General features: G+C 54.8%; 7 protein-coding genes. 4 read left to right on the forward strand and 3 right to left on the reverse strand.

Features of this window, described 5'->3' with window-relative positions:
* Window positions 1–33 precede the first annotated feature (33 nt).
* Window positions 34–2,862: an outer membrane protein assembly factor BamA gene (gene bamA, locus PHQ97_10990; GenBank protein ID MDD4393258.1), complete on the forward strand. Its 2,829-nt coding sequence runs from the start codon at window positions 34–36 to the stop codon at window positions 2,860–2,862.
* Between the two features lie 58 nt (window positions 2,863–2,920).
* Here the strand turns inward: bamA and hrpA are convergent, their stop codons facing one another.
* A complete protein-coding gene (gene hrpA / locus PHQ97_10995) occupies window positions 2,921–6,958 on the reverse strand; it encodes an ATP-dependent RNA helicase HrpA (protein MDD4393259.1) in 4,038 nt (1,345 codons plus the stop codon).
* Between the two features lie 235 nt (window positions 6,959–7,193).
* Here hrpA and PHQ97_11000 point away from each other — a divergent pair, with 235 nt between their 5' ends.
* The 3 genes from PHQ97_11000 to PHQ97_11010 all read left to right on the forward strand — a co-directional run bounded on the left by PHQ97_11000 (window position 7,194) and on the right by PHQ97_11010 (window position 10,044).
* On the forward strand, window positions 7,194–8,534 hold the full coding sequence (locus PHQ97_11000) for an FAD-dependent oxidoreductase (GenBank protein ID MDD4393260.1): 1,341 nt from the start codon (window positions 7,194–7,196) through the stop codon (window positions 8,532–8,534).
* A gap of 74 nt (window positions 8,535–8,608) precedes the next feature.
* A complete protein-coding gene (locus tag PHQ97_11005) occupies window positions 8,609–9,025 on the forward strand; it encodes a secondary thiamine-phosphate synthase enzyme YjbQ (protein MDD4393261.1) in 417 nt (138 codons plus the stop codon).
* The gene (locus PHQ97_11010) at window positions 9,022–10,044 is read left to right on the forward strand and encodes an aminoglycoside phosphotransferase family protein (protein ID MDD4393262.1); all 1,023 of its coding nucleotides are present in this window, start codon (window positions 9,022–9,024) and stop codon (window positions 10,042–10,044) included. The genes PHQ97_11005 and PHQ97_11010 overlap by 4 nt, the downstream gene beginning before the upstream one ends.
* 90 nt (window positions 10,045–10,134) lie before the next feature.
* Here PHQ97_11010 and PHQ97_11015 read toward each other — a convergent pair whose 3' ends face one another.
* Entirely contained in the window at window positions 10,135–12,120 is a 1,986-nt protein-coding gene (locus tag PHQ97_11015) for an LOG family protein (protein MDD4393263.1), read from the reverse strand.
* Between the two features lie 74 nt (window positions 12,121–12,194).
* A partial coding sequence (locus tag PHQ97_11020; GenBank protein ID MDD4393264.1) for a flavodoxin family protein occupies window positions 12,195–12,665 on the reverse strand: 471 nt, incomplete at its 5' end.

Raw genomic sequence — 12,665 nt, forward strand, 5'->3', positions numbered from 1 at the left:
AGGCGCAAAAAAAAATTGTGAAAGGAATCCGTGTTGCGCGGTATTTGTCAACTTATTTATAAACTGAGAATTCCGGTAGCCGTCGTTTTGTTATGGGGGCTGTCAGTGGCCCCGTATGCCATGGCCGGGCCTGCTGACAGCGCCGTCGAGGCGGTTTCTGCTCCAGTCGTTTCTCAAATTGTTATTACGGTCGATGACAGCTGGGGGAAGGCCCGGGAGCTGACACAGATGGCCTCCGAACTGATGGTGATCCGGAAAGGGGAGCCGTTTTCCACCGAACGGATGGAGCAGTCCATCGCAGCGTTGAAGCTGTGCCGCCGGTTTCAGCAGATCGATGTGGATTCCAGGGACGAAAACGGGCAGATGGTGCTGACCGTCCACCTCAAACCGTTTCAATACATAAAGGATGTCCGGATTCACGGCAAATACCCGCTGTTTGAAAAGCAGATCCTCAATGCCATGACAATATATGCCGGTGATGTGTATGACCCGGATGAACTGAACCGGCCGGAAACTTTGATTGCGGAACTTTACCGGCGTCAGGGATTTATCGATCCGCAGATTCAGGTGAAGGCACAACAGGACTCCCGGGATGGCCAGTATGAGGTGGACGTTTATATCTCTGGAAAAGATTATCTCAGCCTGGATTCAGTTCAATTTCAGGGGAATCAGACGTTTTCCGCCGGTCGTCTGAAAATGAAGATGAGTATCTGGCGAAGGGGGCTCAGACCCTGGAGTGCCGGTCGCTTTATAGAAGATCGTCTGGTCGCGGACGTGAAACAGTTGATTCAGTTTTACCGGCAAAAGGGATATGCGGAGGTCCAGATCGAGTCCCGCGTCGAATCCGGGCCGGACAGCCATCAGATCCGGGTGCTGGTCACCGTGAACGAAGGGCCTCTGTACCGGGTGAACTTCAGCGGAAACCGGCAGTTCTGGCCTCGGACGCTTAAAAAGGATCTGGTACTGTTTGATGAAGGGAACCGAAATAATGCGGGCGTGCGGAAAAGCATCAGAAATATAAAGGAGAGGTATCAACGGGCCGGGTATCTGGATGTCCGTGTGACGCCTAAAGAAGAAGCCGTCAAAGAAAAGGGCCGGACCCTTCGAAGTGTGCGCTTTGATATTGAAGAGGGGCCGCGCAGTTTTGTCGGTACCATTCAAATTGAGGGAAATACAGCCATTGACACCGAAAAAATACGCAAACAGATGCTTACCCGGCTGCCGGGAGTGTTTTCAAACGGCATATTTGATCCCCAGGTTCTGGGGGAGGATCTGGATGCGATCCGTTCGTTGTACCGAAGCAGCGGTTTTTCTGACGTGACGGTCGTCCCGACCCTTCAATGGACGGAAGACAGGACCCGGGTCGATATCGTGGTCAACATCGATGAGCGCGTTCAGACCCGGATGTCCTCGGTCAGTATCACGGGGCTGACGGCCGTGCCTGAAGCTGATGCCTATGGTGTGATCAAACTGGTGAAGGGCGAACCGTTCCGATCCTACATGGTGAAAAGTGATGAAAACAGCTTGTCGGCGCTTGTGTCTGAACAGGGGTATCCGCATGTTGCCGTCAAAGGCCGGGTGTCGGTTACTGAAGACCGGCTGGCGGCACGGGTCGAGTATCAGGTGAATGAGGGACCTCGGGTGAACATGGGCCGTACCTGGTTCAGCGGTAACTTCCGCACGCAGGAGCGTATCCTGGAAAATGAAATTAAATTGAAGGACGGGGAGCCGTTTTCGCTCACCCGGATGCTGGACAGTCAGCGGGCTGTTCGCAATTTAAACTGCATGGATTCTGTCCGGTTTAAAGCCATCGGCCTCAAGGAAGGCGACGATACCGTCAACCTGGTTGCCCGGGTCGAAGAAAAAAAACCGTACTCGATTGAATTCGGCGGCGGTTATCAGAGTGACAAGGGAATTTTTGCTCACGGCAGGGCCGCGGACCGGAACCTGTTTGGCAATAACCTGGATGCCTGGATCGGCGGTGAAACCAGTCAGACCGGGTACCGGTATGACCTGTCCGTATCAGAACCCAGGTTGTTCGGCACGCGGACATCCGCGGGGTTTTCCCTTTATTCGGAACGAAGCGCCCCGTTTAATCTGGATTTTGAAACCCTGACCTATGGCGGGGCTCTGAATTTCGGGCGAGCATGGCCTCCCCATGTGAATACCGGCTTGAACTTCCGGTTTGAAGAGCGTGAGCAGAAACCGGATGAGTCCGCAGACGCCGCAGTCGATTCGGACAGTGATGAGCAGTATGAAAAACGTCAGGTGTTTACGGTAACCCCGTCCATCCGCTATGATTCCAGGGATTCATTTGTCCGGCCGAAAAAGGGGATCTATTCGTCCCTGTCGGTGGATGTGTCCAAGGGCATTGAAAGCGAGATCGATGATTTTACCCGGTCCCGGCTGGATATCCGGCTTTACTGGAGCCCATTTCAGCGGCTGACCTTTGCGTGGCTTAACCGGGGCGGATATATTGAACCGTTTGGCGGATCTGACCAGGTGCCGGACGATCAGCTTTTTTATCTGGGGGGCACTCAGGATGTTCGCGGGTTTAAGGAAAATATGCTTCGCGTTGATTCGGAGGGAAGTTCGCTGGGCGGGCGGGTGTCAATCGCCGAAAGTCTGGAGGCCAGAATCGATCTGGGGAAAAATTTCGAATTTACCCTCTTTTGTGATGCCGGAACGGTCAGTGACCAGTTCAGTGACATTACCGCCGAAACCATCCGCAGCTCCGTGGGCCTGGGATTGAGATACATCACCCCCATCGGTGCCATGGGCTTTCTCTACAGTGTTAAACTGGACCGTCAGGAAAATGAGAGCGCCGGCCGGCTTCATTTTTCGATCGGGTATACCTTTTAAGGGTGTGGGGTGTGGGGTGTGGGGAACTGACGACTCCCGACTCTTGACTCCCGACTCATCAAATCATCCGCCGGATCTCCCCCAGTTTTTTTTCAAGCCGTTTTTTTGATATCGGGCCATCGGTTTTGATTTCCTGGGCAAACACCGATATTTTATATTCTTCGATCATCCAGTGAAAGGCTTCGATTTGATTTCGTTTTTCATCTGATGTGGAAGGCGTAAGACCCGCGATTAATTCATCCAGACTGTCGGTCCAGCGCTTTACTTCTGCGGACCGGGCCTGATCTTTCTTGAAATCCAGCAGGCATCGGGCTGCCCGGATTTCCATGGCTTTCAGGTACCGGACGATGTGAGGCATCCGGTCATTTTCGTAAAGTCTGGTAAAATGAGTCGGAACCAGCCGGTCAAGCTCCTGTCTGAGAAAGTCGAAAAAACTCATGAGGGTTGAATTGAAACGGTTTGTCCGTTCCAGATCGTAGATGGCCGACCGGGTCTGATGATAGGCGCTGATCACTTCAAGGACATGTTCCCGTTTTTTCTGTCCGTCTGCCAGGAGGGTTGCAGCGGCCGATTCGGCATAGGCGAAAAACGCATCCCGGGTGCGGATGTTCCGGGCGAAAAATTTGCTGACCACCGTGTCATACAGCTGGTTACCAAAGGCGGCCGGTCCTCCGAACCAGGCAGTCTCGGTCCTGAAATAGTCGGGAAAGGCCAGCTGCTTTTTCAAAAACTTTAATTCTTTTGCCAGATGAATGCAATACAGCGCGGCCACGCCTTTTTTGTGGTTTGCGACTGCCTCGGTTCTATTGTTCAAAAGTTGCAGGTCAATGCCGCCGTTATGATGCACCAGCGCAGGGAACACGTCCCATGTCGTATCGGTGCCCGATTTTATATGGATGCATTCAGGCAGATCGCCGAAATCCCAGTCCGTAATGCCGGATCTTTCCCATTTTTCTTTTTCGGCCTCCAGCAGCTGAGGCGAGGGGCCGGGGCCAATCGCATCCTGTAAAATGGATGTGTCCCTGCCGGACCGGAGCTCTTTACCGTCGGGTCCGGTAACGGCGATCCGCATTTTCAGAAGATCGGGGACCGTTTCCCGGTCCCATTCCGATGCCGGTATGTCCACCTTGAACCGGCTGTGAATAAACCGGCACAGGGCCGTGACCAGCGGCTGCTTGCCCCGGGGCATTTCTTTCATGATGATATCGACGGTATCGGATACCGGAACCAGCTGCTTTCGGTAGGACTTGGGGAGAATTTTGATCAGGGCGATGATTTTTTCCTTCAACAGCCCCGGAACCAGCCAGTCTATGGCCTCTGTGCGGACCGATGCGGCGGACGATGAGGGAATGCTGACCGTAACCCCGTCAGCCGCGTTTCCCGGATCAAACTGATATGAACAGCGAAAGGTTCCGGCGCCCAGATCAATGTGATCCGGATACTGGGCCAGCTCGTCCTCGTCGGGCCGGAGGCGCAGCAGATCGTCTCGGGTCAGCCTTAAAAAATTGTCCCCGCCATTTTGCCGGATCAGTTTCTGAAGCGAACGGATATCATAAACCCCCGGTAGCTTTTCCTTGTAATATTGGAACAGCTGCGCTTCATTGATCAGCAGCTCGCGCCGCCGGATCCGGTTTTCCATGTCGGTGATGTCGTCGATATGACTTTGGTTATGCCTCATGAAGGCAAAGGGCTTTTGAACATCAGCCTCGATCAGTGCGCTGGTGATAAACAGGTCATTGGCCTGATCCGGATTGATTCTGCCGTACGATATGCGGCGGTCGGACGAGATGATCAGCCCGTAGAGACGGACCTGCTCCAGTGCCACCACTTCCCCGCGGGTTCGTTCCCAGTGCGGCTCCAGGTATGTGAAATGGCACAGGTCTTTTCCTATCTGCTGAATCCAGCTGCTGTCGATATTGGCGACGGTTCGGGCAAAAACCCGGGAGGTTTCCACCATTTCAGCGGCCATGATCCATGTGCCGGCCTTGTTAAAAAGGCCCGAGCCCGGAAAGATCATCACCTGCTTTCCCTTTGTCGCCTGGTAGATGTTCTTGTCTTTTTTCAGGGCGATGTTGGAGAGAAATCCGCTTAAAATCGACAGGTGAATCGCCTCGTACAGCGGGCTGAACGTATCGGCCTTCGATGATGCGGCCGGGCGGACAACGGCATCCGCAGCGGCTACCGGTTCAAGCTCTTCTATAATTTCCATGATCTGGGCGTGAACATCCCGCCATTCCCGCATCCGACGGAAAGACAGAAAATGGGTCTTGCAGAATTTTTTCATCTGGTGGGTGCTGCCGGCGTCTTTTCGGGTGTCGTGATAGACGTTCCAGATGTTGAGCAGGCTGATGAAATCCGATGCCGGATCTTTAAACCGGGCATGCATCTGATCCGCTTTCTGTTCATTTTCTGCCGGCCGTTCCCTCGGGTCCTGGATGCTCAGGGCCGATGCGATGACGGCGGTCTCTTTTACGCAATCTCGGGCATGGGCTTCGATCAGCATCCGCGACAGCCGCGGGTCGATGGGCAGTCTGGCCATGATCCGGCCATTGGCGGTGAGCCGGTACTGGTTTTTGTCTGATTTCCGGCGGTTGTCCTCAAGGCAGATGGCGCCCAGTTCGGTGAGAAGATCAAACCCGTCGTGGATATGTTTAAAAGACGGGCCGTCAATAAAGGGAAACTGGCTGATATCCCCCAGTTTGAGTGAAATCATCCTCAGGATGACATCCGCCAGATTGGTTCTCAGGATTTCAGGGGGCGTGTACTGCGGCCGGGACAAATAGTCTTCTTCCGGATACAGGCGGATACAGATACCGTTTTCAACCCTGCCGCAGCGGCCCATCCGCTGATCCGCGCTGCTCCTGGCGATGGGGGCTACCGGAAGAGAGATGGTACGGGTCACGGGAGAATACTGGGAAATACGGGCAAGGCCCGTATCAATCACGTATTTGATGCCCGGTATGGTGATGGAGGTTTCGGCGATGTTGGTGGCGACGATGATTTTTCGGCCGGCCGAACTGCCGAAAATTTTTCCCTGTTCAGCGGCGGAAAGCCTCGAAAACAGTGGAAGAACCGTGACTCCTCTGAAATTTGCGCCCTCGAGCAGTTCGCAGGTTTCCCGGATGTCCTGTTCGGTCGGCATGAAGATCAGGATATCGCCAAACGGGTGCCGGGCCGCAATTTCCGCAACTGCCTGAACGGCCCTGTCCACATAGCTGAGCTCAGCGGATTCACCGGACTCATTCGACGGGTCCTGCCGGTCCGTATACCGGACATCTACCGGGTACATGCGCCCGGACACTTCAATGATCGGGGCTTTGTCAAAATGGCTGGAGAATTTTTCCGTGTCGATGGTCGCCGAAGTGATGATCAGTTTCAGGTCTTTGCGCTTTGCCAGCAGCTGTTTCAGGATGCCCAGGATAAAATCGATATTCAGGCTTCGTTCATGGGCCTCATCCACAATGAGGGTGTCGTACTGGCTGAGCCGGGGATCGCCCTGGGTTTCGGCCAGCAGAATGCCGTCGGTCATGATTTTTATATAGGCATTCGGCCCGGTCTGGTCCTGGAAACGGATTTTGTAGCCCACGGACCGCCCGATCTCTTCGCCGAGCTCCTCGGCGATGCGCCGTGCCACACTGGAGGCGGCAATCCGGCGGGGCTGGGTACATCCGATGAGCCCGTCAATGCCTCTTCCGGCCTCAAGGCAGAATTTAGGCAGCTGGGTGGTTTTGCCGGAACCGGTCTCACCGGAAATGATCACCACCTGGTGCGTTTTGATGGCCTCGATGATTTCCTCTTTCCGGGCAGAGATCGGAAGGTCCGGACAATCCGAAGGCTTTGGCCGGTTTTCAATTCTCAGCCGCCGTCTGAGGATGGAGCTGTCAAGCTGTTTTCTGAGCCGGTAAAGCGTTTGAGCCGGGTCGCTGTTTTTCCGTCCGTCAGCCGGAGGCGTTCCGGAGACGGACGATTGGATTCGTCCCAGTTTGTTTCGAATGATGAGCCGGTCCCGGGCCATGGCCCGGGAAAGAAGCGATTCGATTTCCCGGATCATGCGTCGGGGGTGTTTGTCTGTAGATGTCTTGTTAGATATAGTCATTGAAAAAACTGTGTATTTAAACTACGATTTTATTATAATTTGATCTTACGGCAGAGATAAATGTCATCATGTCAATTTGAAATGGTAACGGGCGGAAACAACCGGGTGATGATGGGTCTGAATTGTTATCGTCTCTGACAAGGTTGCAATGCCGTTAACCTGAAACAGCCTATATTATACATTTATCGTCGGAAATACAATATTGCATTTACCCTCTGGAAAAGGAGCATGGCTGATGGACTTTGTTGTGATCGGAGGAGATGCCGCTGGCATGAGCGCTGCCAGCAGAGTAAAACGCATCTGTCCGCAAACTTCGGTAATCGTTCTGGAAAAATCCATGGATGTGTCCTACAGCGCCTGCGGAATGCCCTATAACATTTCGGATTCCGACCGGGAGATCGAGGACCTCGTGGTCCGGCCGGCAAAAGAGTTTCAGGATAAACAGGGCATCCATGTGCTGACCGGCCATCAGGTGGACCGGATTGACCCGCAGAACAAAATCGTCAGGGGCACGACGCTGGCCGGAGATCCGTTTCAGTTTTTCTATGATCAGCTGTTGATTGCCACCGGTGCCTCCCCGATGGTGCCGGATCTGCCGGGATTTGATCTGCCGGGAGTCATGGTGCTCAAAAGTCTGGAGCATGGCAGAAAAATCAAGGTGTATTTAAAAAAGAACCAGGTCAAAAAAGCCGTTATCATCGGAATGGGGTATATCGCCCTTGAAATGTGCGAGGCGCTCCGGGCGCTTGATATTGACCTGGCAATGGTCAAATCCCGAAAGGGCCTGCTGCCCTGGATGGTGGAGGATCTGGCCCGGGCCGTTCAGGACGAGGTGCAGGCCATGGGGGTTCAGCTGTATCCCGGGCACCCGGTCCGGCGCATTGAATCCGCCGGTACCGGGCTGAAGGTGATATGTGATGACCTCACGCTGGATGCGGATATGGTGCTGGTTGCCATTGGGGTGACTCCCAACAGCTCGCTGGCGGCCGATGCCGGACTCAATCTGAGCGTGGAGCAGGCCATCGGGGTGGACCCGTCTCTGAAGACATCCGATCCGTACATCTATGCGGCAGGAGACTGCGCCGATGCCTTTCACGAGGTGACCGGAAAGCGAACGTGGATTCCGCTGGCCCTGAGGGCCAACCGGGCCGGATGGGCTGTTGCCGACAATGTATGCGGCAAAACCGTGAAGCTTCACGGGGTGGCCGGTACCGGCGTATTTAAGGTGTTCGGCCTTGAGGTGGCGCGGACCGGCCTGAATCTGGGCCAGGCGGAAAAAGCCGGTTTTGATCCGGTCGGGGTGACCATCAAGACCCGGTCGCGGGCCCATGCCCATCCGGGCTCATCGGATCTGTGGGTGCATATGGTGGGTGATAAGACCTCCGGCCGGCTTCTCGGGGTTCAGATGGTGGGCCGGGAAGGGGTCGCGGCCCGCATCAATGCGCCGGCCGTGGCGCTTCACGGAAAGATGACCGTGGAGCATTTCAGCCAGTCGGATCTGGCCTATGCCCCGCCCTTCGGGCCGGTATGGGACCCGATGCTGACCGCGGCGAATCAGCTGCTTAAACGGATGTAGGGACGGGTCGAGCGTCGAGGGCCAGAGGGGCAATAAGTACCAGTTATTAGCTTCCATAGGGACGGAGGAGGATGATGAAAAGTTTTCGGAAGGAACTGCTGTTTAATGTGCCCACACGCCGGGCGTTTATCAATATTACTCCCCAGGTGGAACAGGCTTTGAAGGAAAGCGGTATTCAGGAGGGTTTTGTCCTGGTCAACGCCATGCACATTACAGCATCGGTGTTTATCAATGACGATGAAACCGGGCTGCATTATGATTATGATGTGTGGCTGGAAAAGCTTGCCCCGCATGAGCCGGTTGCCCAGTACCGCCATAATGTCGGAGAGGACAATGCCGATGCGCACATGAAGCGCCAGATCATGGGCCGTGAGGTGGTGGTGGCCATCACCGAAGGAAAACTGGATTTTGGCACCTGGGAGCAGATTTTTTACGGGGAGTTTGACGGACGACGGAAAAAACGGGTTCTGATAAAGATGATCGGGGAATGACGTATCTGGGCCGGCTATCCCCGAAGGATCCGATGTGGGCGTATCTGTGTGATGATATCCTGCCGCTGGTAGATGGGGCCAATGGATCGGATGGCACGGTGGTTGCGCCTGATTTTGAGGTTTACCGGATGCCGTTGTCCCGGCGGGTGTACCTGTATGAAGACCGGGCGCGCAATGCCCGGATTATCGGGAAATTTTTCGGGGGTGATCCCGGCCGCTCGTTTGAATCGGCCGTTCGTCACATGGAGCGGGAGCATCATCACCTGAATCAGTTCCGCATGCTGGGATTTGACCGGTATCCTCATTATGTGGCCCGGCCGCTGGGCTGCAATGCCCGGATCAACTGTGTGCTGGTGGAAGAATTTTTAAACGGGCAGGCCCTGACCCATGTGATTCTGGATGCCATCGGCAAACAAAATCCGGGCGACCTGTTAGAAAAACTGGCCGATCTTGCCTGGTTTCTGGCGGCGTTGCACCAACGAAGCATGAACAAGCATCCGGTTGATATGGCCCAAACCGCATCCTATTTTAAAAAAGTAATCAGGCAGCTCAGAGACTGGAAACATATCGATGAGGACCCGTACCGCAATTTTTTGAGCGCCAGGGACCGGTGGCTGGGTAAAGCGTTCATGAGCGCGGACCGCCAGGTTCTGGTTCACGGCGATATCACCCCGGCCAATATCCTTTTCGGGGACAGCCCGGGGGTGATGACCTTTGATCTGGAAAACGTGAAAGCCGATGACCCTGTGTTTGATCTCGGAAGGCTGGCCGGTGAACTCAGACATTTTTTTATGCAATACGCCGGGGACTCGGAAAAAGCAGTGCCGTTCATCCGCCACGTTCTGCAGACGTACGCCGGCCAATTTTCCGACCCTGACTGCGTATTTTCCGCCGTTACCCGCAGAGTCCCCTTTTACGAGGCTATGACCCTCCTCAGAATCTCCCGCAACAGCTGGATTTCCGATGCCCACCGAAAGCGGTTGATCGAAGAGGCCGGAGAGATTCTGGGGGGAGGATAGTCATTTCCCTACACCCTGCACCCTCCATACTGCATACTTCTTACCCTCAGTCCTCAACCCTCAGCACTCAGTCCCCAGTCCTCTTTTTCTTCAAAACAGCTGAAGCCGGCTCCGGTAGGCCTGGATGACCACATCCGGATCATCGGTGATTACCAGGTTGTCCCGGATCCATGCCGGTGCGCGGTTTCGGCGGATCATTTCATCGATCTGAGTTTCCATTCCCTGCCAGAAGCTTCCGTTGCCTTCGGTATCAAACAAAATCAGCGGCACCGGGTCCATGATCGACAGCTTCATGTTGCACAGCGTGATGCCCAGTTCCTCCAGGGTGCCCAGCCCCCCGATGTTGAAAATCGGAAACGAGGCCACTTCAAACCACTTCTGCCGGCTGTGGCGGCAGGTGGCCTGAAACACCTGGCAAAAGTCCACATCGGTGGTCATGGGCTGATCCGTGATGTCCAGGTAGTTGGCTCCGGACAGGATGCCGTGTTTTCGTGCCAGGGTGTTGGCATGTTCCATGACCCCGCTTCCCCCGCCAGTGACAATGCCGATATTTTTTTCCCAGAAATCGATCAGCGCCCGGATAAGACGGTCGACACATTCCACACCTTTTTCCGACAGGGGCTTGTTCGAGCCGTAAAAGGCGAACAGCATGGATTTGTGAAACTCGGCCAGCCGTTCCGGCACCACAAAATAGCCTTTGCCGTCCCGCATGGTGTGAACCATCAGCCGGTTGTTGAGCCGGGAGACCCAGTAAACGTCAACGCCGAAATCGTGGTAATCCTGAAGGCGGCTGTGGTCGTTCTGTGACAGAAACTGACCGTGTTCGCAGGAAGGTTCGAAAAAATAAAATGAATCGATCAGGCTGTGGCCGTTGCTGGCCAGGTTGATGATGTCCCGGTGTTCGATCAGATTGGGGAAATACTTGATCGCCAGCGTGACCGGTATGCTTTCGATCGTTTCTGAAATTTTTGAGGTGGCATAGATATGCGGACAGTCGCTTCGCCGGGTGAACTTGCGCCGTTCGACCGCGCAGACTGGCTGGGGAATCCCGCACGGGCTCTCCGGGCCGTTTCCAAATATCCGGGCGCTGGCCAGCGCTTTGGGTTCATCATGGATCACGGCGGCCGGTTTTCTCAGATAATGGCAGGTGGAAGATCCGCTGTGGTCCATCCGGTTTTCCAGCCACCGCATTTCTTCAAAGGAATACCGGATGCCCGGAGGCTGAATGGCTGTCGGAAGTTTTGCCGTCCCGGGGCGAGTGGCCCGGTAAATTTTTGCTGAAATCAGGGGATTGACAATCGGATGCCGGCTGCTGTTGACAATTTCCAGATAGATCCGGATTCCGCGGGTTTTGATGGGGTCCAGGATGGTAGCCGACAGATGCTCTCCGAATTCAAATCCGCTTTGAAGCACCACATAATGGTCGTTTAAATACATCGAACAGGTGGTGATCACCCCCTGACCGGGTGGAATGATCACGGCCGATACGGTTTCCCGGGCCTGGAACCGGTTGAGGATTTCCCGGCCGTTTTCCCTGAACAGGATTCGTTCCAGAATTTCCTTGCCCAGAGGCTCCCGGAGTTTGCAGATGGCCGGGTGCGGGGCAATCAAAATCCTGCCGTCGCTGGATATGGTGGTCGAGGCCGGAAGCTTGAGCTCGGACCGGTTGATGGCGTCGATCACTTCATCCGAGGTCAGCAGCGCATCCGGATTGCAGAATACCAGACGCCCCACGGCCAGCCCCGGCGTGAAAAACTTTCTGAGTTCATTGAGCCCCGGATACCCCGGAATGACGGCTGTCGCGGTGAGCGTCAGCGATGCCATGTCACCTGCCAGAGAGCCGGCATGCGGCGGCTGGCAGTTAATCTGAACGCCGAGCCGGGCAATTCTGGACCGCTCGCTGAAAATGAGGTTTTCCGGCTGCTCCCGGAGCCGATCGGACAGCAGCTCCGTCAGCCGGAAGGCGGTCTGAAAGGTGATGCTCCTGGAATTGGAGTCGATCACCTCGGTGATGATCCCGTCTTCCGACTGAAGCAGTCCGCGAAACAGGGAACTTTCCATTTTTTTACCGGTCATGCAGGGTCCTTTCGAGTCAGGTCGTGAGTCGTGAGTCATCTGTTCTCTGTCCTCTGACTTCTGTCCTCTGGCCTTTATCCCTTAATCTTTCCCATCAGCCACGCCATATTCTGTCCCAAAACCTTCATGGTCAGAAGCCCTTCCTCATCCTTTTCCACATCACCCTTGTCCAGGCCATAGCCGATGTTCCAGTAGGAAGAGCCCGGCACGATCATCTGTTCGATGAAAAAGAAGTGATTGATCGCATCAAACGCGTGGATGGCTCCGCCCCGTCGCACGGCCACAATGCCCGCTCCGGCTTTGCGTTTATAAAGGTAATCGTTGGCAAGGCCGACCATGCCGGCCACATCGATCAGGGCTTTAAGCTCGGTGCTCACATTCGCAAAATAGGTGGGGGAGGCCAGGATGATGCCGTCGGCGGCAACCATTTTTTGAATGCAGTCGTTGATCGCCTCATTTTCCTTCATGACGCAGCGCTGGTTTTTTGTCTCAAAGCATTTCATGCAGGCAATACAACCTCGGACGGATTTGCCCGCAAGCTGAAC

The organism is Desulfobacterales bacterium (assembly GCA_028704555.1).
Classification (GTDB): domain Bacteria; phylum Desulfobacterota; class Desulfobacteria; order Desulfobacterales; family JAQWFD01; genus JAQWFD01.

What these genes read in the sequence shown, in the direction of transcription:
- hrpA (MDD4393259.1), bottom strand. Translation starts at nt 6,958, where the DNA reads ATGACTATATCTAACAAGACATCTACAGACAAACACCCCCGACGCATG.
- PHQ97_11000 (MDD4393260.1), top strand. Translation starts at nt 7,194, where the DNA reads ATGGACTTTGTTGTGATCGGAGGAGATGCCGCTGGCATGAGCGCTGCC.
- PHQ97_11005 (MDD4393261.1), top strand. Translation starts at nt 8,609, where the DNA reads ATGAAAAGTTTTCGGAAGGAACTGCTGTTTAATGTGCCCACACGCCGG.
- PHQ97_11010 (MDD4393262.1), top strand. Translation starts at nt 9,022, where the DNA reads ATGACGTATCTGGGCCGGCTATCCCCGAAGGATCCGATGTGGGCGTAT.
- PHQ97_11015 (MDD4393263.1), bottom strand. Translation starts at nt 12,120, where the DNA reads ATGACCGGTAAAAAAATGGAAAGTTCCCTGTTTCGCGGACTGCTTCAG.